This window comes from Pseudomonas acericola (SeqCode), assembly GCF_053456465.1.
Window position 1 is genome coordinate 1,022,428 of record NZ_JBRFJB010000001.1, and the last position, 21,777, is coordinate 1,044,204.

The 21,777-nt window shown below is 62.8% G+C and carries 19 protein-coding genes and 1 pseudogene; 9 read left to right on the forward strand and 11 right to left on the reverse strand.

Annotated features, from left to right (window positions below):
- Positions 1-119 precede the first annotated feature (119 nt).
- The 7 genes from ACU688_RS04740 (at position 120) to ACU688_RS04770 (ending at position 8,747) form a co-directional block, all read left to right on the forward strand.
- On the forward strand, positions 120-2,519 hold the full coding sequence (locus ACU688_RS04740; RefSeq protein ID WP_448184032.1) for a TonB-dependent receptor plug domain-containing protein: 2,400 nt from the start codon (positions 120-122) through the stop codon (positions 2,517-2,519).
- 25 nt (positions 2,520-2,544) lie between these two features.
- A complete protein-coding gene (locus ACU688_RS04745; protein WP_448183823.1) occupies positions 2,545-3,510 on the forward strand; it encodes an amino acid ABC transporter permease in 966 nt (321 codons plus the stop codon).
- Positions 3,503-4,276 carry an amino acid ABC transporter ATP-binding protein gene (locus ACU688_RS04750; protein WP_448183824.1) on the forward strand — a complete coding sequence of 258 codons (774 nt, stop codon included), beginning with the start codon at positions 3,503-3,505 and terminating at the stop codon, positions 4,274-4,276. Before ACU688_RS04745 ends, ACU688_RS04750 begins: the two co-directional genes overlap by 8 nt.
- A gap of 18 nt (positions 4,277-4,294) precedes the next feature.
- Positions 4,295-5,218 (forward strand): ABC transporter substrate-binding protein, encoded by a 924-nt coding sequence (locus tag ACU688_RS04755; protein WP_207042577.1) that lies wholly within the window; start codon positions 4,295-4,297, stop codon positions 5,216-5,218.
- Between the two features lie 12 nt (positions 5,219-5,230).
- Positions 5,231-6,814: a flavin monoamine oxidase family protein gene (locus ACU688_RS04760; RefSeq protein ID WP_448183825.1), complete on the forward strand. Its 1,584-nt coding sequence runs from the start codon at positions 5,231-5,233 to the stop codon at positions 6,812-6,814.
- Between the two features lie 11 nt (positions 6,815-6,825).
- A complete protein-coding gene (locus ACU688_RS04765; RefSeq protein ID WP_448183826.1) occupies positions 6,826-7,260 on the forward strand; it encodes a RidA family protein in 435 nt (144 codons plus the stop codon).
- Between the two features lie 134 nt (positions 7,261-7,394).
- A complete protein-coding gene (locus ACU688_RS04770; RefSeq protein WP_448183827.1) occupies positions 7,395-8,747 on the forward strand; it encodes an LLM class flavin-dependent oxidoreductase in 1,353 nt (450 codons plus the stop codon).
- Between the two features lie 27 nt (positions 8,748-8,774).
- Here ACU688_RS04770 and ACU688_RS04775 read toward each other — a convergent pair whose 3' ends face one another.
- From ACU688_RS04775 to ssp4 (ACU688_RS04790), 4 genes and pseudogenes are all read right to left on the reverse strand, one after another.
- Positions 8,775-9,341: a hypothetical protein gene (locus ACU688_RS04775; protein ID WP_448183828.1), complete on the reverse strand. Its 567-nt coding sequence runs from the start codon at positions 9,339-9,341 to the stop codon at positions 8,775-8,777.
- A pseudogene (gene ssp4, locus ACU688_RS04780) lies at positions 9,338-10,251 on the reverse strand (Ssp4 family T6SS effector). Before ssp4 (ACU688_RS04780) ends, ACU688_RS04775 begins: the two are co-directional and overlap by 4 nt.
- A gap of 140 nt (positions 10,252-10,391) precedes the next feature.
- The gene (locus ACU688_RS04785; RefSeq protein ID WP_448183829.1) at positions 10,392-10,877 is read right to left on the reverse strand and encodes a hypothetical protein; all 486 of its coding nucleotides are present in this window, start codon (positions 10,875-10,877) and stop codon (positions 10,392-10,394) included.
- The gene (gene ssp4, locus ACU688_RS04790; RefSeq protein WP_448183830.1) at positions 10,874-11,788 is read right to left on the reverse strand and encodes an Ssp4 family T6SS effector; all 915 of its coding nucleotides are present in this window, start codon (positions 11,786-11,788) and stop codon (positions 10,874-10,876) included. The genes ACU688_RS04785 and ssp4 (ACU688_RS04790) overlap by 4 nt, the downstream gene beginning before the upstream one ends.
- Positions 11,789-11,976: 188 nt before the next feature.
- On the opposite strand from ssp4 (ACU688_RS04790), the gene ACU688_RS04795 reads away from it, so the two are divergent.
- Positions 11,977-12,465 (forward strand): Hcp family type VI secretion system effector, encoded by a 489-nt coding sequence (locus ACU688_RS04795; protein ID WP_448183831.1) that lies wholly within the window; start codon positions 11,977-11,979, stop codon positions 12,463-12,465.
- A 126-nt stretch (positions 12,466-12,591) separates the two neighbouring features.
- Here ACU688_RS04795 and ACU688_RS04800 read toward each other — a convergent pair whose 3' ends face one another.
- The 7 genes from ACU688_RS04800 to ACU688_RS04830 form a co-directional block, all read right to left on the reverse strand.
- A complete protein-coding gene (locus ACU688_RS04800) occupies positions 12,592-13,326 on the reverse strand; it encodes a UTRA domain-containing protein (protein ID WP_448183832.1) in 735 nt (244 codons plus the stop codon).
- A gap of 38 nt (positions 13,327-13,364) precedes the next feature.
- On the reverse strand, positions 13,365-13,931 hold the full coding sequence (gene pnuC, locus ACU688_RS04805) for a nicotinamide riboside transporter PnuC (protein WP_305430521.1): 567 nt from the start codon (positions 13,929-13,931) through the stop codon (positions 13,365-13,367).
- A 16-nt stretch (positions 13,932-13,947) separates the two neighbouring features.
- Positions 13,948-14,784, reverse strand: a complete 837-nt coding sequence (locus tag ACU688_RS04810) for a 5'-nucleotidase, lipoprotein e(P4) family (protein WP_448183833.1) — start codon at positions 14,782-14,784, stop codon at positions 13,948-13,950.
- 12 nt (positions 14,785-14,796) lie between these two features.
- A complete protein-coding gene (locus ACU688_RS04815; protein ID WP_448183834.1) occupies positions 14,797-16,944 on the reverse strand; it encodes a TonB-dependent siderophore receptor in 2,148 nt (715 codons plus the stop codon).
- A gap of 127 nt (positions 16,945-17,071) precedes the next feature.
- The gene (locus ACU688_RS04820) at positions 17,072-17,944 is read right to left on the reverse strand and encodes a sulfurtransferase (protein WP_448183835.1); all 873 of its coding nucleotides are present in this window, start codon (positions 17,942-17,944) and stop codon (positions 17,072-17,074) included.
- A complete protein-coding gene (locus ACU688_RS04825) occupies positions 17,941-19,044 on the reverse strand; it encodes a phosphotransferase enzyme family protein (RefSeq protein ID WP_448183836.1) in 1,104 nt (367 codons plus the stop codon). The genes ACU688_RS04820 and ACU688_RS04825 overlap by 4 nt, the downstream gene beginning before the upstream one ends.
- Positions 19,041-19,961, reverse strand: coding sequence for an ABC transporter substrate-binding protein (locus ACU688_RS04830; RefSeq protein WP_448183837.1), 921 nt, complete (start codon positions 19,959-19,961; stop codon positions 19,041-19,043). Before ACU688_RS04830 ends, ACU688_RS04825 begins: the two co-directional genes overlap by 4 nt.
- Positions 19,962-20,787: 826 nt before the next feature.
- Between ACU688_RS04830 and ACU688_RS04835 the strand changes: the two genes are divergently transcribed.
- Entirely contained in the window at positions 20,788-21,738 is a 951-nt protein-coding gene (locus tag ACU688_RS04835) for a LysR family transcriptional regulator (RefSeq protein ID WP_448183838.1), read from the forward strand.
- Positions 21,739-21,777: the final 39 nt, after the last annotated feature.

A 21,777-nucleotide genomic window follows, 5' to 3' on the forward strand; every position in this document is an offset into this window, starting at 1 on the left:
GCCGATACAACCCCCGCACGCGCCTTAGCCGCAAATCGCCGCCACATCCCCTAAAAAACGAGCACCGCGCACGACCGCGTGATTGCCCGACTTCGCGATTTGGATAAGCAGGCATGGCTATGAAGCAAGCGTTAACACCCACCGCCGTTTTGGCCCTGGCAATTTTTGCCAACAGCGCCCAGGCCCAGGACGACAGCACCCTCTCTACCGTCGTCGTCACCGGCAACCGTGGCGCCGAGCAGCGCACCGTTACCAGCAGCCCGGTGCCGATCGATGTGGTCAGCGCCAAGCAATTGCAGAGCACCGGCAAGCCCGGTTTGATGGAAGCCCTCAGCGCGGTGATCCCATCGCTGACCCTGCCGGAAAAAACCGGTTGGGACGCCAGCGGCATCGCCCGTGCCCCCAACCTGCGGGGCCTGAGCGCCGCCGAAGTGCTGGTGCTGGTCAACGGCAAGCGCCGCCACACCAGTGCCACCTTGAACATCAACGGTATCAACACCGGCGCGGCGCCGGCTGACCTGGACCTGATCCCCATCAGCGCCATCGACCATGTGGAAGTACTGCGCGATGGCGCTGCCGCCCAATACGGTTCCGACGCCATCGCCGGGGTGATCAACGTGATCCTCAAGGCCGACACCAGCGGCACCTCGGTGACCAACGCCGGCCTTGGCTACGACGGCAAGAAACAGACCGTGCAACAAAGCCTCAACAAAGGCTTCGAAATCGGCAACGGCAACGGCGGCATCGTGCAACTGGCGCTCGACGCGCGCAGCCAGAACGATGACAACAAGGCCAGCGCCAACGGCTACACCTACGCCCAGGCCTACGAGCAGGCCGGCCGTTCCACCTACGGCGGCTACGGCACACCGAAGACCAATCTGCTGACCCTGGGCTACAACGCCGAGCTGCCGGTGGACGACAACTTCAGCCTGTATTCCTTCACCACCTATTCGCGACGCAAGGCCGAGCAGGGCCAGAACTTCCGCCTGCCGACCATCACCAACACCATCACCACCGGCCCCAACGGCTACCCCGGCGGCTACACGCCCACCTGGTTTATCGACGAAGACGACTTCCAGGCCGCCTTCGGTGGCAAAGGCACCGTTGGCGAGTGGGACTGGGATTTGTCCACCACCTACGGGCGCAACGACGCGGAGCAGGGCACCACCCACAACCAGAACCCGTCCCTGGGCGAAGCCACGCCGAACCACTTCACCTCGGGCACGTGGATTTCCACCGAGCTGACCACCAACCTCGACTTCAAGCGCGGCTTTGATATCGGCCTGCAAAAACCGCTGGACCTGAGCTACGGTTTCGAACACCGGCGCGATACCTATGAGGTGCAGGCCGGTGATTATGAGTCCTACGCCAACGGCGGCTACTGCAAGGCGCCGGGCAATTGCGCATCAAGCGGGGCGCAGGTCACCAACGGCATTTCCCCGGATGAAGAGGCCACCGCCTCGCGCAACAGCCTGGCCAGTTACGTGGATGTGGGCTTCAACCCGGTACCGGACTGGTACGTCGGCACCGCCTTCCGTTACGAGCACTACAACCAAGGCGTCGGTGCCACGCGCAGCGGCAAGCTGACCACCCGTTACGACTTCACTCCGCAATTCGCCGTGCGCGCCACAGTGAGCAACGGCTTCCGCGCGCCGTCCCTGGCCAACAGCCTGTTCAGTGCGCGTTCCACCACCTATGGCGTGGTGGACGGTGTGTACCAGTCGATCAACTACGGCGTGCTGCCGGTGGGTTCGGGCGCCGCCCAGGCCCTCGGCGCCCAGGAATTGAAACCCGAGCGCTCGACCAACTTCAGCCTTGGTTTCACCCTCACACCCACCGATCGCCTGAGCTTCACCGCCGACGCCTACGTGATCAACCTGCGTGACCGCATCACCCTCACCGGCACCTTGCTCGGCCCGGAAATCACCCAGGTGCTGCAAGGCAATGGCATCACTTCGACGTCCGGCGGCCAGTACTTCATCAACGGCGCCGACACCCGCACCAAGGGCCTGGACCTGGTCAGCAACTACAGCCAGGACCTCGGCGAATACGGCGCGCTGAAGTGGACCGCCGCGTTCAACTGGAACCAAACCAAGATCCTCAACTACAAGGAATCCACGACGATCCTCGGCACCTCCTATGACCTGATGGATCGCCAGGCGCGCAACCTGATCACCGGCGTGCAGCCGAGCACCAAGCTGATCCTCGGCGGTGACTGGAGCATCGATCGCTTCAACCTCAACCTGGCCCTGACCCGCTACGGCTCCTACAAGGAGGTCAACGTCTCCGCCGACCGCAGCCTCGACCGGGTCTACGCGGCCAAATGGATCACCGACCTGGACCTTGGCTACAACCTCACCAAAGACCTCAACGTCGCCATCGGCGCGAAGAATCTGTTCGACGTCTACCCGAAAAAACAAGGTGTACCGAGCAGCACCATGGTCAGCAGCTACGGCACCTATTCGCCCTTCGGTTTTACCGGCGGTTACTACTACACCCGGCTGACTTACGCCTTCTAAGGCCACCCCCCGCGAGGAAGAGAACATGCCCATCGTCGCCAAACCCTATGACCTGATTGAACAGGCACGCCCGGTTCGCCAGGCCCGTGTCGCCACCCCGATCAAGACCTTGCAAGTCGTCCCCGCACGGCACCCCTGGCGCTGGGCCGGGTCGATCTTTGCCGCGCTGGTGCTGCTGGGCATCGTGCATTCCCTGGCCACCAACCCACGCTGGGAGTGGGGCGTGTTCGGCCAGTGGTTCTTTTCGCCGTCGGTGCTGCGCGGCCTCGGCCAGACGCTGTTGCTGACCCTGCTGAGCACGGTGTTCAGCATGATCCTCGGCACGGCGCTGGCGTTGGCACGGCTGTCGGGCTCGCCGCTGCTGGCGGCGTTGGCCTGGGGCTATATCTGGTTTTTCCGCTCGATGCCGGCGCTGCTGGTGCTGATCATTCTGTACAACTTCGCTTATCTGTATGACCACATCGTGCTCGGCGTGCCGTTCACCGACTTGGTGTTCGCCGAGTGGTCCACCGTGGACGTGCTCAGCCAGTTCACCGTGGCCGTGCTGGGCTTGAGCCTGATGCAGGCGGCGTACGCGGCAGAGATCATTCGCGGCGGCCTGATCGGCGTGGATGCCGGCCAGCACGAAGCGGCGGCGGCGTTGGGTTTGCCGGCTTCGCGTCGGGTGTTCCGCATCATCTTGCCCCAGGCGCTACGGTCGATCCTGCCGTCGGGTTTCAACGAAATCATCGGCCTGGTCAAAGGCACCTCCATTGTCTACGTGCTGGCCCTGCCCGAGCTGTTCTACACCGTGCAGGTCATCTACAACCGCACCCAGGCGGTGATCCCGCTGCTGATCGTGGCGACCGTGTGGTACCTGATCATCACCACCGTGCTGACCAGCGCGCAGTATTACGTCGAACGCTACTTTGCCCGTGGCACCGCTCGCGTGCTGCCACCGACGCCTTTGCAGCGCATCAGCCGCTGGCTCAAGGAGAAATCCCATGAGTGAAGCCCGCGCCGGTCGCATTCAAATCCAGGGCGTGGGCAAGCGCTTTGGCAACCAGCAGGTGTTGCAAGACATCCACCTGACCATTGACCCGGGCAAGGTCACGGTGATTCTCGGGCCGTCGGGCTCGGGCAAATCCACCTTGCTGCGCACCATCAACCACCTGGAAAAGATCGACAGCGGCCACATCACCATCGACGGTGAATACGTCGGCTATCGACGCAAGGGTGACCTGCTCTATGAACTCAAAGAGCGGGAAATCCTCAAGCGCCGGATCGACGTCGGCTTCGTGTTCCAGAACTTCAACCTGTTCCCGCACCTCACTGCCTGGGAAAACATCGCCGAGGCGCCCCTGGCCCACAAGCGCTGGAGCAAGGCCGAAGCCCAGACCAAAGCGTCCGAGTTGCTGGCCAAGGTTGGCCTTTCAGACAAAGCCGACGCCTATCCACGCCAGCTCTCCGGCGGCCAACAACAACGCGTGGCCATCGCCCGCGCCCTGGCGCTGGACCCGAAAGTGCTGCTGTTCGATGAACCCACCTCGGCCCTCGACCCGGAGCTGGTGGGCGAAGTGCTGGATGTGATCAAGGGCCTGACCCAACTGGGCGTGACCCTGGTGATCGTCACCCACGAAATCGGCTTTGCCCGTGAAGTCGCCGACCACGTGGTGTTCCTCTGCGACGGCCAGCTCATCGAAGAAGGCCCGCCTGAACAGATTTTCCGCCAACCCCGACATCCCCGCACCGTGGCCTTTCTCGGCAAGGTGCTTTAGTTCAAGGAGTGACTGCCCATGTTTATTTCTACTGCCCGTGTGGCCCTGCTGGCGCTGGCCGTCAGTGCTGCGCAAAGTGCGTTCGCCGTGCAACAGGTGGACCTCAGCCCCGACCGCGTGCGCATCCATGTGCCGCGCAACGAAGCCGCCATCGCACAGATCCCGCCGGGCTTCAAGTTCGCCCAGCCGGGCAAGTTCACCGTGGCCGTGTCCGGCGTGGCCGGGCCACCCCTGGCGCTGCTGGCCAATGACGACAAGACCACCATCGGCAGCGAAGCCGACACCGCGCAATTGGTCGCTGACAGCCTCGGCCTGCAACTCAACGTGGTGCAGACCAGTTGGGAAGACTGGCCGCTGGGCGTCAGCTCGGGCAAATACGACGCGGTGATCAGCAACGTCACCGTGACCGAAGCGCGCAAGAAACGCTTCGACTTCGCGACGTATCGCCAGGACGTGCTCGGCTTTTATGTGAAGAGCACCAGCAAGATCAACGAGATCAAACAGGCGCCGGACATTGCCGGGCTTAAGATCATCGTCGGCTCCGGCACCAACCAGGAAAAAGTCCTGCTGGCGTGGAACGAGGCGAATGAAAAGGCCGGGATCAAACCCGCGCTGTTGCAGTACTTCGATGACCAGGCTGCCGCGCAACTGGCGGTGCAGTCCGGGCGCAGTGATGCGTTGTTCGGGCCGAACTCGGTGTACGCCTATTCCGCCGCGATCACCGGCGGCATCAAGCGCGTCGGCACCGTCAATGGCGGCTGGCCGTTGCAGGCCGACATCGCGGTGACCACGCGCAAGGACAACGGCCTGGTCAAGCCGATCCACACCGCGCTGGAAAGCGCGATTGCCGGCGGCCAATACGAGCAGGTGCTGCAACGCTGGGGCCTGGACGTGGAGCGCGTCGACAAGTCGCTGATCAACCCACCGGGCCTGCCGGATTAAGGAGTAGCGAACATGGGACTGACACGACGTGAAGCGCTGTCGAGCATCGCGGCGGTAGGCGGCGAGAAGGCGGTCAAGGATGCCCTGGCGGTGCTGGGCCTGGGGCCTTCATCGCACCGCCGCCCGCAACCGCTGAAACTCAAGGACGGCCTGGGGCAGGGCACCCGCGTGCTGGTGCTGGGCGCCGGGATTGCTGGGTTGGTCACGGCCCTGGAACTGACCCGCGCCGGCTTCGAGGTGCAAGTGCTGGAGGCCCGCCAGCGTGTGGGCGGCCGTACCTGGACGATCCGCCATGGCGACCGCGTGGAGTACAAGGATGGCCGCACACAAACTGCGGCGTTTGATCAGGGGCATTACTTCAACGCGGGCCCTGCGCGCATCCCCAGCCAGCACCGCACGATCCTCGACTATTGCAGCGAACTGGGGGTGCCGCTGGAAGTGCTGGTCAACAGCAGCCATGGCGCCCAGGTGCGCCCGGATATCGACAAGCCGGCGTTCAGCGTCGGCCAGGCGATCAACGATGCGCGCGGGCACTTGTCCGGCCTGCTGGCCAAGGCCGTGCAGCGCGATGCCCTCGACGACGTGTTGAGCAGCGAAGAACGCACACGCCTGCTGGCGTTTTTGCAGGTGTATGGCGATCTCTCGCAAGAGCTGGCGTTCGAAGGCACGATCCGTTCGGGGCACCTGGAATCGCCCGCCCATCCCGGCGCGTTGCCGGCTGCGCGTAGCCCGCTGGCACTGGATCAACTGCTGCACCCGGAGCTGTGGGGCGCGCTGCTGCACACCGAGTTCCCGGAATTCTCGGCGACCATGTTCCAGCCGGTGGGCGGCATGGACCGCATCACCGACGCCTTCTACGCCCGGGTCCGCGACCAGGTGCAACTGGGCGCACAGGTGCGGCAGATCCGCCAGTTGGAAGACGGCGTCGCGGTGACGTATCACGACCAACACAGCGGCCGTGAACAGGTGGTGCGCGCCGACTACCTGGTCTCGACCCTGCCGCTGCCGCTGCTGGCCAAGCTCGATACGGATTTCAGCGACCCGATCAAAGCCGCCTTGCGCAGCACCCGCAGCGACCAGGCAACCAAAGTGGCGTGGCAGTCGCCGCGCTTCTGGGAGACCGACTACCGCACCTACGGCGGCCTGTCGTGGATCGAACACCCGGCGCGCCTGCTGTGGTACCCGAGCAACGGCCTCAACACCCGCGACGGTTTGCTGGTGGCCGGTTACGTGACCGGCGAGGGCGCTGACCGCTTTGGCGCGCAACCGTTGGACCAGCAGTACGCCACCTCGAAAGAAGCCGTGGAGTTGCTGCATCCCGGTTATGCCAAACACCTGCGCCACCCGCTGGCGGTGTCCTGGGAACAGATCCCCTACAGCGAAGGCCCGTGGCTGCAACGCGAACACTTCCCGGCCGATGCCAGCGCCTTGCTCGAAGCCGGCGTTGGCCGCGTGTACTTCGCCGGTGACGGCCTGGTGCAGAGCGGCGTGGGCATCTGGCAGGAATCGGCGGCCAACTCCGCGCGCCATGTGGTCGCGCAACTGGCCGAACGGGTGACCCAACAACGTCAGATTGCGGCAGTGGCCGCGTCCTAAGGAGCATCATCATGAGCGACAGTATTCAACGCACCAGCGTCGGCAACTTCCCGATCTCGCAAACCGTCACCGTGCCGGCCTCCGCCAGCCTGATTTTCGTCAGCGGCACCTTGCCCGACCTGCACGACGCCAACGCCCCAGCGGGCACGCCAGCGGCCTATGGCAACACCGAAGTGCAGACGGTGTCGGTGTTCAACAAGATCCGCCAGATCCTCCAGCAACACGACCTCGACCTCGGCGATATCGTGCAACTGCGGGTGTTCCTGGTGGGCGCCGAAGAGACCGCCGGCAAGCTCGATTTCGCCGGTTTGCAGGCCGGCTACACGCAATTCTTCGGCACGCCAGAGCAGCCGAACAAACCCGCGCGCACCGCGTTGCAAGTGGTGGCGCTGCCACTGCCGGGTGCGCTGGTGGAAGTCGAGGCCATCGCCGCCAGAACCGCCTGATTCACACAATCAACAATGTGGGAGCGGGCTTGCCCGCGATTGCGGTGGGTCAGTAACTGATATCTCGACTGATGCACCGCAATCGCGGGCAAGCCCGCTCCCACAGGGTTCATCTATATTTCAGGAGCATTTGCATGTCTACAGCACCCCGGCAACTCAAATTCGGCGCCATTCTCACCGGCGTCGGCACCGCGCAAAACGAATGGTTGCACCCGCAGATCCCCGGCGATGCCAGCGTGGATATCGATTGGTACCGCGCCCAGGCACGGCAGGCGGAAGCGGCCAAGTTCGACTTGGTGTTCATTGTCGATAGCCCCTACATCACCCCGGATTCGGCGCCGCATTTTCTCAACCGCCTGGAGCCGTTGACCCTGCTCTCCGCCATCGCCGGCGCCACCTCGAAAATCGGCCTGGTGGCGACCCTCACCACCTCCTATACCGAACCCTTCAACGTCGCCCGCCAGTTCGCCTCCCTGGACCATATCAGCGGCGGTCGTGCCGGTTGGAACGTGGTCACCACCGGCCTGGAAGGTGCCGCCGGCAACTTTGGTCGCGAGCAGCATATCGACCACACCGAGCGCTATCGCCGCGCCGCCGAGCACCTGGACGTGGTGCAGGGCTTATGGGACTCCTATGAAGACGATGCCTTTGTGCGCGATAAGGCCAGCAAGGTGTTCCTCGACCCGCAGCGTCAGCATCGCCTCGACCACCAGGGCGAGTTTTTCGCCGTGACCGGGCCGCTGAATATCGCCCGTTCTGCGCAAGGCCAACCGGTGATTTTTCAGGCCGGGATTTCCGAATCCGGGCGCAGCCTGGCGGCGAACTATGCCGAGGGGATTTTTGCCGGCGTGGGCAACTTCGAAGACGCCCAGGCGTACTACCGCGACATCAAGCAACGCACGGCTGCGGCCGGGCGCAATCCCGACCACGTGACCATCCTGCCGGGCATTTCACCGATCATTGCCGACACCGACGAACAGGCCCAGGCCATCGACCGTGAACGCAATGGCGAGCTGGACCTGGACAAGGCGCTGGTGCAGCTGGGGCGGCCGTTCAACTACCACGACTTCAGCCAATACCCGCTGGACGAACCGTTCCCGGAGCTCGGCGATCTGGGCAGCAATGGCTATCGCGGCCATGCGGAAAACATCAAGCAAGTCGCCCGCGACCAGGGCCTGACCTTGCGCCAGGCGGCGTTGCGCTTTGCCAAGCCGTTCTCCAGCTTTGTCGGCTCGCCGCAGACCGTGGCCGATGAGATCGAGCGTTGGTTTGTCGAAGGGGCGGTGGATGGGTTCAACATCCATGTCGGTGCGCCGGATGACTTTGCGCGCTTTACCGATCAAGTGCTGCCGCTACTGCGCGAGCGCGGGTTGTTCCGCAGTGAGTACAGCCACAGCACGTTGCGCGGGCATTTGGGGTTGCCGGTGCCGGTTAATCGGCATACGGCGGCGCGGGTGGTTGAGCCTTTGCAGGCGGTCGGTGCATAAGTATTCCCAACCGCCTGAGCGCGGCGTTTACCACCATTTCCATTTGCCCTGTTTTTTCAGGGTGGCGATGATGTGCTCGCGCTTGTGGCGGAGTTCGAGCGACTTTTGTCGCAGTTCGCGACAGCGGTTGCTGTTGAGGATGACTAGGCCGATCAGGGGACTGAGCAGGGCCATGAAGTAGAGAGAAAGCGGCGGACGGTACGCTATTGCGGGTAGGGATATCAGTAAGCAGATTACGTAGATGACGACACTCATCCATACCAAGTGGATTCGACCATAGGTCACTTGAATCTTTGAAACAAACAGGACAAGACCTGCTACGAGGCTGCCGAAGAAAGAAGTTTTGATTGCACGGTCTTCTGGAAGTACCGAGAGAAACGTCACTAACAGTAAGACGGCAGTCATCGCTATCGTGAAACAGCCGGCAAGTACATCGGCCCCGATCACCAGCGCATAACGCCTTCTGAATTTTAGTGGGTTTTCAAGGTAGAGGTAGGTGCAAGCGCGCTCCTCAGGCGTCATCGTTTTCCAATCTGTCCATGCTTCATCCATGTTGAATTCGCCAAGTTCTCTTGCCGCTTTATGCTTGCTCATTGGCTGGCCTCCTCGTAGATGCCGATTGCCAACGCCTTGATGTTTCCCGGCATTGAGCTGCTAGCGAAACCCACAGCGGCCGCCAAGGCTTCTCTTGTGTGATGGGCAGTAGCTAATTGCATTTCTGTGGCACTGATTCGTTTCGGCAGTGCTCTGTTGGCCTGTTTCACCTTGAGGATTTTTGGGGTTAATCGAGGGTCCTGAAGCCTGAGCAATTCATCATTCAGTTTTGCGCGTTCTTGGCGGTTCAGGCCTTTCAGGACTTTTCTGAGCGGCTTTCCGGTGGCTTTGGTTGCTGTGTTTACCGTTCGAATAGTGGTCAATACTGAGGTGGCGACGCCCAGTAATGCGATGGTATCCAGCGCTGCCTCAACGGCCTGATACCAGGCGTCGTTGTCCAATTGATCAAGGTATTGCGGAGCAAACGCTTCAACGCCGGTTCGACCCAACCCGGCGACGCATTGGGTGATGCTGGCGGCCAGGGCGGCCTGGCCGATAAATGTAATCACCACACTCGCGCCCGCTGTAAAGGGCATGAATGCCACTCCACTTGACACTACGATCCAACTCAATATCGCCCCTGCACAGGTCACTCCCGTTTTCAAAGCCTGCGCCACCAACCTCGACTCCCGCGGCTCATGCTCCAACATCCGCTTGCACTCCACCGGCCCCACTGCCCTTGGCGCCTCACGCAACACCACCTTCTTCACCTGCACACTGCACACCGCCTGAATTCGCGCAGTGTCAGCACATTGAAATCTTCATCGATATACACCACCCCCGCGCCAATCAGCGCAGGGTCGGCGTCGATGGCGGAGAACAGTCGCCGCAGGTCAATGCGGCTTTCAATTCGTTGGCGCGTGTTGCGGTGGGCCGAGGGGAATCCATCTTTGAAACGGGCGGTCGTCATTCCTTAACTCCTGGGTTTTTCGGGCGTTGAGAGGTTAAAGATGCACTGGCGCAAATGAATGTCGGAAGTTTCGGTGTTTGCCGACAGGCACTTCCCGATCCTGCTGTGGCGGCTTGTGGCGCAGCCGTAACAGTATTGGTTCACCACCCTTTCCATTTGCCCTGTTTTTTCAGGGTGGCGATGATGTGTTCGCGCTTGTGGCGGAGTTCGAGCATCGTTCCGCGCATTTCCCTTTGGCGCTTGCTGTTTATAAACAACAGTCCGACCAATGGGCTCAGAACGGCCAGGGTAAATAGGATGCGGTCGGGGCTATAAATGGCTGTTGGCAAAACAGCCAGGAAATAGAGTATGAACACGCCAGCCTGTAGCCAAACCCACTGCGGATAACCATGGAGCACCGCGCTCTGTGCGATGCCAAATAGTGTGCAGGTTGTTGCGCTGCCAATGAAAAACGCGCCCGTCGCAAACTCATCAGATGAGTCGGCGAAGTAGGTGAGGTTCATCAGAGTGCTGGCCGTGCCGACTGAAAAGCACAGGGCTAAAATTCCTCCAAAAAGCGCCAGCCGGTGACGAGCCCAAATTGAGCGGGGATCTACGAAGAAAGAGGGCGAACGTCGGTTTTTCATTCGGCGAACTCTTCATAGATACCGATGGCCAATATCCGCGTATTCCCGGATGTTGTGCTGCTAGTAAGGCTCAACCCTGCCGCAGCAATATCTTTGAAGTGCATGTGAGTGATGGGTTTTATCTGTGTCGCTGGAAATCGCTTGGATAGATCGCCCGCGGCCTGCTTGAGCTTGAGTAGTTTTGGCGTTAATCGCGGGTCCTGGATTCGGAGCAGTTCATCCGTCAGTTTGGCGCGCTCTTGCCGACTTAATCCCCGGAGCACTTCCAGCAGTGGCTTGCCGGTCGCCTTCTTGGACAAGTTGATGACCTTCATTGTGGTCACTGCAGAAGTACCCACGGCCAGCAAGGAAATACCGTCCAGCGCTAGCATTATCCCTTCGTACCAAGCGTTACTGTCCAAGTAGTCATTTCTGCGTGGGTCCCACACTTCGTTCAGGGTTCGATTGGCGCCGACGGCGCATTGAAACAAGCCTGCGACGACGGCGGCCGTGCCTACGAATGAGACGACAACACTGGCACCCGCGGTAAAAGGCATCAGCGCGATCCCACTGTAAATGACATGCCAACTCAACAACGCCCCAGCGCAGGTCACCGCCGTCTTCGTCGCCTCCGCCACCCATCTCGACTCCCGCGGCTCATGCTCCAGCATCCGCTTGAACTCCACCGGCCCCACTGCCCTTGGCGCCTCACGCAACACCACCTTTTTCACCTGTACACTGCACACCGCCTGGAACTCGCGCAGTGTCAGCACATTAGAATCCTCATCGATATACACCACCCCTGCACCAATCAGCGCGGGGTCAGCGTCGATGGCGGAGAACAGTCGCCGCAGGTCAATGCGGCTTTCAATTCGTTGGCGCGTGTTGCGGTGGGCCGAGGGGAATCCATCTTTGAACAGGGCGGTCGTCATTCCTTAACTCCTGGGTTTTTCGGGAGTTGAGAGGTTAAAGACGCACTGGCGCAAATGAATGTCGGAAGTTTCGGTGCTTGCCGACAGGCGCTTCCCGATCCAGCTGTGGCCGCTTGTGGCCCTCGTGTCGGATCAGGAAAAGTTCGCCCCGCGCCATTTCCGGCGCTGACTAAGGACAGGGAGCCAACATGGCCGTCGATATGTTTTTGAAACTGGGCGATATCAAGGGTGAGTCACGGGACCAGGCGCACCGCGACGAGATCGACATCACCGAGTGGGCGTGGGGGTTGTCGCAGACGGGTTCGATGCATTCCGGTACGGGCGGTGGTGCGGGCAAGGTCGAAATCAGCAATCTGAACCTGACAAAACCGCTGGATAAATCCAGCCCTAACCTGATGATGGCCTGCGCCAGCGGCACGCATTACCCCGAAGCGCGGTTGGTGGTGCGCAAGGCTGGCGGTTCCAGCCCGGTGGAGTACCTGGTGATTACGTTGAAGGAAGTCATGGTGGTGTCTAACAGCACCAGTGCAGAGAGCAAGGATGATCTGCTCTACGACCGCATCGCCCTGAACTTCGCCACCGTCGATGTCAGCTACCAGCCGCAGAAAGCCGACGGCGCCAAGGACGGTGGGCCGGTGAAGTTTGGGTGGAATATCCGGCAGAACGTAAAGGCCTAACACCAAAAAATAACCTGTGGCGAGGGAGCTTGCTCCCGCTGGGCTGCGCAGCGGCCCCAAAAAGCTTGGGAGCGCTGCGCACTCCAGCGGGAGCAAGCTCCCTCGCCACAGGTACAGCGTCCGCCCTTAATCCGTGCCCGGATACCGCGTCTCCATCACAATCGACAACGCATCCGGGCGCCAGAATTCCTGGTCGAACTCCACGGCCTGGTTGTCTTCGCCGAAGTTCAAGCGCTCCAGGTACACGCTGGTGGAACCGGGCGACAGTTGCAGCAACTCCGCCTGTTCCTCGTTGACCGTGCCGATATGCATCTCCAACTCGCAGCGTGATTGCACCCGGGCGAAGCGTTCGCGCAGCAGTTGGGTCAGTGAGGTGTTGAGGTCGGCGTCGAGCAGGCCGGGGCACCAGCTGGCGAGCAGGGCGTTGAATTCCAGCAGCACCGGGCGGCGGTCGATCCAGCGGCGGCGTTGCAGGAAGAACACCGGTTCGTCCGCCGAGGCCAGGCCCATGCGCTTGGCCAGCCAGGGGCCGGCGGGGCGCAGTTCGGCGTGCAGGCATTCGGTGCGGGGCGTGCGGCCCTGGGCGCTGACGTAGTCCATAAAGCCGCTGATGCGCGTCGGGTCGTAGCGGATGCGCTGCGGGCTGACGAACCAGCCCCGGCGGTTTTCGCGGTAGACCAGGCCTTCGGCCTCCAGTTGTTGCAAGGCCTGGCGCAAGGTCACGCGGGTGCAGCCGAAGCGTTCGATCATGTCCCGTTCGGAGGGGAATTTCTCGTCGGCCTGGGGACTACCGGACGCAATGTCGTTGGCGATCTGTTCGCGGATGCGCTGGTAGTGCGGGGAAATGGGGTCGAAAGGCATCCTGGGGTTCCGTAGGCAGGCATGACGTGGGCGTGACTCTACCCTTCCTGCCGGCGCAGGTCACGTTGCCAGGCCCGCAAACCATAGGCCGCCAGCAGCACAAAACCGGCGTACAGGGCGGCGGTCGGTAGCAGGTCCTTGTAGAGGAACAGCCCGACATAGGCCGCATCCAGCACGATCCACAACCACCAGCTGACCACGTATTTGCGTGCCGCCCACAGGCTGGCCACCAGGCTGAAGGCGGTGAGCAGCGAGTCCAGCCAGGGCAGGGCGGCGTCGGTGAAGTGGTGCATCACTGCGCCCAGAGCCACGGCGCCGATCAAGCCCGCCAGCAAGTGCCGCCAGGCCTCCTGCATTGGCAGGCGTTCTACGCGCACCTTGCCGGCGTCCACGCGCCCGGTGCTCCAGCGCCACCAGCCATAGCCTTGCAGCACGGCGAAGACCAGTTGCAGGAGCATGTCTGAATACAGCTTCACCTCGAAGAAGATCCAGGCATACAACAACACCGCGACGACGCTGACCGGCCAGCACCAGCGCACCCGTTGTGCGGTGAGCCAGACCCCGGCGATGTTGAAGCAGACGGCGACGATTTCCAGTGGCGACATAGGGCTCTCTCAACAACTAATTTTCCAGGTGCAGCGCCTGTTGCTTGAGTTGGCGCTTGCGTTCGAAGGGCAGTTTTTCCTGATCGCCATAGGGCGCGCTGTACCAGTTGCCGTAGGTCGGGTTGGGCAGCAGGAACCAGCGCTGGCCAAGCCACGCCAGGTACGGCGCGGCCGCCTTGCGTTGCTCGGCCAGGGTGTTGTGTTCGGCCTGCACGAAGTCGCCGAAGGAATCACCGGCCAGCATCAGTACGCGGGCGTGGCTGGCGACCCATTGGCGCCGGCAGTTCTTGCCGTAGCCCGCTTGTTCGCAGTGGCCGGTCGGGGTGCTGGCGGCCAGCACCTGTTCGTTGTGCGCCACCGGGAAACCGCGCAAGCGCAGGTTGTTGACCGTGGCCTGGACCTGGCTGTGCTCGCGGTTGGTGATGTAGTAGACGGTGATGCCTTTCTTGTCCGCTGCTTGTAGGAATTCCACAGCTCCCGGCAGTGCCTGGGCCTTGGCCTGATCGACCCAGGTGTTCCAGCGATCATAGGAATAGACTTGGTTGGTGAGGATGTCCCGCGCGTTGAGCGGCACGTTGTCTAGCACGGTTTCGTCGATATCCACCACCACGGCCGGGGGCAAGCCGTTGAGATTGCGCGGTGGCAGGGGCAGGGCGTCCCACGTCGGGTCGGCCAGGGCCGCGTCCAACTGGCGGGTGGCGCTGGCGAAGACCTGGCGGTAAATCAGCTCGTGCTCGATGGAGGTCTGGGTCCACAGCACCGCGTCCAGTTGGTCGTTGGCGGGCGGTTGCTGCTGGCAGCCGAGCAGGGCGGTGGAGAGCAGGCACACACTGGAAAACATCAGATTACGCATGAACGATCAGCCTCAAAAATTGACGGTGGCGGATAACCGCGCGGTGCGCGGCGCACCCAGGAACAGGTAGCCGTCGCCCGCCGATTCACCCACATCGCGCCAGTAGCGTTTGTCGAACAGGTTGTCGACGGTCAGGCGCAGCACAGTAGCGTAATCGCCGACCCGGGTGGTGTAGCGCGCGCCCGCATCGAACACCGCGTAGTCATCCACCTTCACCGTGGCTTCGCGGTTGGCGTATTTACTCGCGCTGTATTGCACGCCACCGAGCAAGGCCAGGCCCGGGATGCCGGGGATGCTGTAGTCGCCGTGCAGGCTGGCGCGCAGCTTGGGCACGTTGATCGCTTGGTGGCCGTCGTAGCTGTCGGTGCCGCTGTCGCTGACCCGCGCACGGATCGCCGCGACGCTGGCCGAGACTTGCAGGTCGGAGGTCACGCGGCCGTTGGCGGACAGCTCGATGCCGACATTTTTCTGTTTGCCTTGCTGCACGAAGGTGGTCGTGCCGTCGGCATTCGGGCGGTTGTATTGCAGGTCCTGGCTGATCTGGAACAGTGCGGCGGTCAGGCTCAGGCGCTGGAAGTCACGCTTGATCCCCACTTCCAGTTGGCGCGAAGTGGTCGGTGGCAGCACCTCGTCGGCGTTGCTGCTGAACCACGCGGCTTCACCACCGAGGGACAAGCCTTTGCTGTAGCTGGCGTACAACGACGTATCGGGGCGCGGTTTGTAGATCAACGCCGCTTGGGGCAGGAACACGCTGCGCTGGGTGTGGCGCGTGGTGGCGCCGGACTGGTTGTAGGTTTCTTCGTCGAGACGCACGTGGCGCCCGCCGAGGACGGTTTGCCATTGCTCGTTGAAGCTGATGCGGTCGCTGGCGAACAGGCCATATTGGCGGCTGTCGAGACGGCGGTACGTGTGGCCGAGCGGGCCGTCGTAGGGTTCCAGTGCCGGCGACGGCTGATAGATATTGCCCTCGCCGATGTATTCGTTGACCGACTTGCGCCGGTCCACCAGACGGCGGAACGCAGTGGTGCCGAAGGTCAGGTCGTGCGTGAGAAAACCCGTGTCGAACTGCCCGTTGAGCGCGGCCTGGGCCTCCTCGTTGCTGCGGGTGTCGTCGGGGCTGCGGTAGTCGGAGATATCGTAGTCACCCTCGGCGCTGAAGTGGTTGGGCACGGCGGTATTCGCGCAGCTGGCGGCGCCGTAGCAGCCCCAGGCGAAGGTGCTGTAGTCGTCGATCACCACGCGGCTGCGGGATGCGCTGAAGCTGGCTTTCCAGGCGTCGTTGAAGCGGTATTCGAACAGCCCGTCGAGGTTCAACGAGCGGATGCCCACCGGGTTCGACCAGTTCTGGTACGCGAGCATATCCTTGGGCGAGACGTGGCGCGGCACGCTGGTGCCGCCGAGCAGTTGATAGCCCGGTACCGAGTGTTGTTCGCGGTCCTGGTACTCGGCGTTGAGTTGCAGCAGGGCGTTGGGGCTGATGTTCCAGTCCAGCGCCAGCGAGGCGAAATCACGCTTGCCGTCGGCATGCTCGACATAGGAGCGGATGTCTTCGTGGGCCAGGTTGATGCGCACGCCCACTTGCTGTTCGGCACCGAGCCAGCCGCCGATATCGGTGGCCAGGTAGCGTTCGCCCTGTTCGTTGGTGGACACCGTGACCGAGCGCACGTTTTCCGGGCGCTTGCTCACGTAATTGACCAGCCCGCCGGGCTCGGAGACGCCGCTCTGCAAGCCGGCCAGGCCCTTGAGCACTTCGACTTGCTGCTTGTTTTCCAGGGCGACGTTCTGTTCGCCGGTGATGGTGCGGCCGTTGATCTTGTAGCTGCTCGCCGGGTTGAGGGCGAAGCCGCGAATCACGAAGTTTTCGTAGTAGCCGACCGGGGCGTAGCTGTCACCGACCGAGGCGTCGTTTTTCAACACTTCGCTGAGCAAGCGCGCCTGCTGGTCCTTCAAGCGGGCTTCGGTGATCACCGCGACGGACGCCGGCGTGTCCAGCAGCGGCGCGTTATCGAAACCGGCCACGGCGGCGTTTTTCGCCTGGTAGTCGGTGGTTTCCTGGCCGAGGACGGTGACGGTGTCCAGTGTCGCGTCCTGGGCCTGCACGGCCGTGGCGGCGAAGGCGATGCTCAGGGCGAGCAGGGTGTGGCGGTAAGGTGTAGCCATGTAGAGAGCGCTCCAAAGGTCTGACCGTCGCTGCCGTACGCTTTTATCGGGCGCAAAGGCGCCCGGCGCTGCGCAACGGACGGGTTGCCAGTTCGTGATGAAAAAGCCGAGTTCGCCAGGGATGGCGTCAGGCCGGAGCTGCTCCGGTGGTCATTGGCAAGCGTGCGTCGGCGGCCCATTCCTGTAGGGAACCGTCGTAGATCGCGATGTCCTGGCGACCCAACAGGGTCAGGGCCAGCGCGTTGGCGGCAGCGGAAATGCCGCCGCCGCAATACACCACCAGTGGGCCGTCGCTGTGCAGCAGCGTGGGGCCAATCGCCACGGCCAGGGCATCCTTGGACAGGTAGCGGCCGTGGGCGTCGAACAGCTGGCGGGCCGGCAGGTTTTGGCTGCCGGGGATATGCCCGCGTCGGGCGTAGCGGGTGGCGGCCGAGCCTTCAAACAGCGCGGCACCGAGGGCGCAGATCAGCACGCCTGGCGCGTGGCCAGAGGCGATGGCTTCGACACCGTGGCGGTCGATCCACAGGTTTTGGCGCGGGTGGATGGCCCAGGGTTGTACGGGGGTTATCGGTTCGGCGGGGCCGCTGCGTTCGGATAGGCCGGCCGCGCGCCAGGCGTTGAAACCGCCGTCGAGTACGCTGGCGTCGATGCCCACACTGCGCAGCATCCACCACAACCGCGCAGCCCAGAAGCCATCGGCGCGGTCGTAGATGACCAGCGTTTTGCCTTGGCCGGCGCCGAGGCGGGCCAACACGCTTACCAGGGTTTCAGGCGTCGGCAGGGCGAAGCTGAAGCTGGCCTGGGTGTCGGCCAGTTCAGTCAATAAATCGGCATGTCGCGCGCCGGGAATATGCGCCTGCAACCAGCCTTCATAGCCGTTGTGGACGCGGTAGTCACCGTCGAATTCGGGCGACGGCAGCAGCACCGTGGCATCCAGCACCACCAGTGTCGGGTCGGCGAGATGCGCGTGCAGCCAGTGGCTGTCGACCAGAATACTCATACGTTTTTACGCCGGATATGGCCAAGCAGACGCTGCCCTTCGGCCCCGGAAAACCAGCGTAGATGGCCGAGCAGGTAGGCGTAATACACCACATCGGCGCTGGCGCTGGAGCCGACGATGTCGTGGAAATACGCCACCTCGGACAGCGCGAAATCCACGTGCACCAAGGGCAACAGGGCGCTGAGGGTGAGCAGGTCTCTGGCGCGCAAAGGGCGGACCTGGTGGTAGCCGGCGAGCAGCGCATCGACGCTGTCGAGATCGGCGCGGGCCACACCAGCGGTGTCCAGGTCGAGCCAGGGCACGGCGTTGCGTTCGATGGCGGTGGCCAGGTCGAAGAGGGCGAAGGTGCGGTCGGCCAGGCCGAAGTCCAGCACGCTGGAGACGCTGCCGTCGGCGCTCCACAACAGGTTGGAGGCGTGCCAGTCGTTGTGGGTCCACAGCGGTGGTTGCTCGGCCAACAACGGATGCAACGCGCGGTGCCAGGGCAGCAGCAGTTCGCTGAGTTGGACATGCCAGTCTTTGTCGGCGAGGTAGGCGCTGCTGATGTTTTCCAGCGGTGCCGCGTGCTGGATCAATCGCGCGTTGGCCAACAGCACCGGGGTCTGGCGTGGCGGTGCGGTGTAGTGTTCAGCCGCTTGATGCAAGCGCGCCAAGGCCTGGCCGGCAGCGACGGCGTGTTGATGCTGTTGAAACGGCGACCACGACAGCGCATCGCGATACAGGTCCAGGCCTTCGGCGACGTGGTGCACTTCATAGGTCCACTCACCTTGCGCGGTGGCGGTGGCGCCTTGTTGGTTCGACACCACCTCGGCCACCGGCGCGCCTTGGCGATGCAGGTGGGCGATCAGGCGGTGCTCTTCTTCCAGCCACGCGGCTTGGCGTACGTGCTGGTGATGACGTTTGACGAACAGCGTGCCTGTGCTGGTGGTGATCAAGCCTGCGGCGGAAAACGGTCGTGGGCTGTGCCAATGCAGGCTGTGCAGCGCGCCCAGTTGCGGGTAGTTGCGCAGCAGCTGTTCGATGTCGCTTTCGTGCAGTGCCGGCCAATCGGCCGCTACCGGCTCCACGCCCAGGCCATGGGAAGTGCGTTGTGGGTTCATGCCACCACCTCGGGCAGGAAGGCGTTGCTGGTTGCGCCTTGCCAGGCCTGCGGGTCGCCCAGCACTGCGTGGCTGTGCAGCCACTCGGCGTAGGGTTGCAGCAGCGCCTGGCGTTGTTCGCCCCAGCGGCCTTGGTGCAGCCAGGTCGGGGCGATTTTATGCAGTGAGGCGCTCAACAATTCAGCCGGGAAATACGGCGTGGTGTGTTCGTAGGCGGCGAGGGCGATCGACGGGGCTTGTGCCACGGCCAGATACCCGCGCGCGGTGGCGGCAAGGAAGTCGCGTACTACTTCGGGCTTGTCCGCCAGGGTGCGTTCATGGGTGCCGAGCAGGTAGCTGTGATAGGCCGGTGCGCCGATCTCGTCCACTGGCAACACCACGCGGCGTTCGGCGGCGATGGGGCTGTGCATCAAGGCTTCCCAGGCCCAGTAGCCGCCGAAACTGGCATCGGCAATGCCTTCGGCGAGTTGCTCGGGACGCAGTTCGCGCACGCCGCTGTCTACGAGGATCACGCCGTCTGGGTCGCCGCCGTCGCGGCTGACCAGGTGGCGCACCATGGCCAGGCCGCGTGGCGTCGGGTTGAGGGCCAGGCGCTTGCCTACGAGGTCGCGGGGGCGGCGGATGCCGGAGTCGGTGAGGGTCTGGATCGATTCCAGGCCGGCGTGGTTGATCGCGGCGATGCCTTGTAGCGGCTGGCCGAGGCTGCGGCGCACCAGCAGGCGGTTGCTGGGGAACAGGCCGAAATCGGCGGCGCCGGTGAGCAGGTGTTGCAGGGTGTCGCCGCGGTGGGGGTCGTGTACGACCAGTTCCACGTCCAGGCCCAGTTCCTCATACCAGCCGCGTTCGCGGGCCAGGTACAGGCCGGCCGAGTTTGGCCAGGGGTGGAAGTATTCGAGCATTACCTTTACCGACACCATTGCGTGTTACTCCAGCACAGCTTGTTTTGGTCGGGGATTTATAGGGGAGTGATCTGGTATATACCAATATCGTTTTTGGATATGGATATAACTGGGTAGTTGTTGTTGGTGGTGGTGGTGTACATATCCGTTTCTTCGGTAACGGCCACTTAGGGTTCCGCTCTTACAGCGGGTCACTTTGGAAAAGCCCCAAAGTAACCAAAGGGCTCTTGCCCCAACACTCGGCACCTCGCCTAGGCTCGGTGTGCCCGAACGCAGGCCTGAATCCGTGGGCCGCCGCAATGGGCCATCCATGGCCCAGTGCGGCTAACCCGGCGTCCTGCCGGGTTACCCACGGATTCAAGCCTGCGTTCGGCCAGCGTGTTTGACGGGGCAAGTAAGATCAAAAGCCAGAGCGCGGCGGCCTAGTAGCCGACCGGTATTTCTCATTGTGTTCACTCTTCAACTGTGGGAACCGGTAACTGTGTGAGCTGGCTTGCCTGCGATGCAGACAACTCGGTACATCAGGCACACCCAGTCGATGCCATCGCAGGCAAGCCAGCTCCCACAGGGGAACGCGAACGCTTCCTCGACCAGGCCGGCTGTCAGGCCGCCTCGCTTTGTTTTTGATTTTGATCTTGGGCGCACCGAGCCTAGGCGAGGTGCCGAGTGTTGGGGCAAGAGCCCTTTTGGTTACTTTTGGGGCTCTTTTCCAAAAGTGACCCGCCGTAAGGGCGGAACCAATAGCAGCCGTTACCGCAGCAACGGATATGTACACCGACAAACCGACACCTCATCACCCAATGTGTACACTCCACCCCCATCCCCCAAATCAAAGGAACCCCCGGTGGACCTACGCCAGTTGGAAGCCTTCGCCGCCGTCATGTCCGCCGGCAGCGTCACCGGTGCCGGCCAGATGCTCGGCCGCTCACAGCCCACCGTGACGCGCCTGATCCAGGAGCTCGAACAAGAACTGGGCTTCGCCCTGTTCGAACGCAGCGGCCCCAAAGTCACCCCCACGCAAAAAGCCTTCCAACTCTCGGCCGAAGTCGACAGCGCCCTGCAAGGCGTTCGCCATGTACAACAACGCGCCCTGAACATCGCCCGTGATGAAAACCTCAGCCTGCGCGTGGTCGCCACCCCAGCCCTGGCCGCCGGTTTGCTCCCCCCGGCAATCGCGCGTTTGCCGGCAGACCTGCGCCCGCAGCAATTGCAGATCCAGAGCCTCACCCCCGAAGGCGTGGTGCAAGCCGTGCTGGCCAAAACCGTCGATCTCGGCGTGGTCAGCCTGCCCCTGGAACATCGCGGCCTGGAGGTGCACTGGATCGGCGAAGCGTCTTGCGTCGCGGTGCTCGCCGAAGACTCGCCACTGGCCAGCGAATCCGTGCTGAGCATGCAGACCCTGGCGCAGCACACGCTGATCAGCATCTCCAACCCCTTCCGCTTCCGCCGTCGCATCAACAAGGCCTTCGAAGACCTGGGCAGCGAGCCCCAGCACATCCTCGAAACCAACACCTCGCTGACCGCCATGCAAATGGCCCGCGCCGGTTTGGGCGTAGCCCTGGTGGACCCGTTCACCGCGTTCGGCGTGCCGCTCAATGGCGTGGTGGTGCGGCCGATTGAAAGCACCATTCCGTTCTTCTTCGGCTTGATTTCGGCCTTCGCCAGCCCGCTGTCTGACGTGGCCCAGGCCTTGGTCGAAAGCCTGCAAGCCTCATCCCAGGAGTTGCTGCCCGGCATGATCATCCACCCGGCCAATCGCCATGACGCCTTGATGCAACGCATCTACGCCAGCTGACGCTTATATGTAATTTGGAATATGCATAGCTCTATTAAT

What these genes read in the sequence shown, in the direction of transcription:
- ACU688_RS04770 (WP_448183827.1), top strand. Translation starts at nt 7,395, where the DNA reads ATGTCTACAGCACCCCGGCAACTCAAATTCGGCGCCATTCTCACCGGC.
- ACU688_RS04775 (WP_448183828.1), bottom strand. Translation starts at nt 9,341, where the DNA reads ATGAGCAAGCATAAAGCGGCAAGAGAACTTGGCGAATTCAACATGGAT.
- ACU688_RS04825 (WP_448183836.1), bottom strand. Translation starts at nt 19,044, where the DNA reads ATGAACCCACAACGCACTTCCCATGGCCTGGGCGTGGAGCCGGTAGCG.
- ACU688_RS04760 (WP_448183825.1), top strand. Translation starts at nt 5,231, where the DNA reads ATGGGACTGACACGACGTGAAGCGCTGTCGAGCATCGCGGCGGTAGGC.
- ACU688_RS04750 (WP_448183824.1), top strand. Translation starts at nt 3,503, where the DNA reads ATGAGTGAAGCCCGCGCCGGTCGCATTCAAATCCAGGGCGTGGGCAAG.
- ACU688_RS04800 (WP_448183832.1), bottom strand. Translation starts at nt 13,326, where the DNA reads ATGCCTTTCGACCCCATTTCCCCGCACTACCAGCGCATCCGCGAACAG.
- ACU688_RS04740 (WP_448184032.1), top strand. Translation starts at nt 120, where the DNA reads ATGAAGCAAGCGTTAACACCCACCGCCGTTTTGGCCCTGGCAATTTTT.
- ACU688_RS04785 (WP_448183829.1), bottom strand. Translation starts at nt 10,877, where the DNA reads ATGAAAAACCGACGTTCGCCCTCTTTCTTCGTAGATCCCCGCTCAATT.
- ACU688_RS04795 (WP_448183831.1), top strand. Translation starts at nt 11,977, where the DNA reads ATGGCCGTCGATATGTTTTTGAAACTGGGCGATATCAAGGGTGAGTCA.
- ssp4 (WP_448183830.1), bottom strand. Translation starts at nt 11,788, where the DNA reads ATGACGACCGCCCTGTTCAAAGATGGATTCCCCTCGGCCCACCGCAAC.
- ACU688_RS04745 (WP_448183823.1), top strand. Translation starts at nt 2,545, where the DNA reads ATGCCCATCGTCGCCAAACCCTATGACCTGATTGAACAGGCACGCCCG.
- pnuC (WP_305430521.1), bottom strand. Translation starts at nt 13,931, where the DNA reads ATGTCGCCACTGGAAATCGTCGCCGTCTGCTTCAACATCGCCGGGGTC.
- ACU688_RS04820 (WP_448183835.1), bottom strand. Translation starts at nt 17,944, where the DNA reads ATGAGTATTCTGGTCGACAGCCACTGGCTGCACGCGCATCTCGCCGAC.
- ACU688_RS04810 (WP_448183833.1), bottom strand. Translation starts at nt 14,784, where the DNA reads ATGCGTAATCTGATGTTTTCCAGTGTGTGCCTGCTCTCCACCGCCCTG.
- ACU688_RS04765 (WP_448183826.1), top strand. Translation starts at nt 6,826, where the DNA reads ATGAGCGACAGTATTCAACGCACCAGCGTCGGCAACTTCCCGATCTCG.
- ACU688_RS04830 (WP_448183837.1), bottom strand. Translation starts at nt 19,961, where the DNA reads ATGGTGTCGGTAAAGGTAATGCTCGAATACTTCCACCCCTGGCCAAAC.
- ACU688_RS04815 (WP_448183834.1), bottom strand. Translation starts at nt 16,944, where the DNA reads ATGGCTACACCTTACCGCCACACCCTGCTCGCCCTGAGCATCGCCTTC.
- ACU688_RS04755 (WP_207042577.1), top strand. Translation starts at nt 4,295, where the DNA reads ATGTTTATTTCTACTGCCCGTGTGGCCCTGCTGGCGCTGGCCGTCAGT.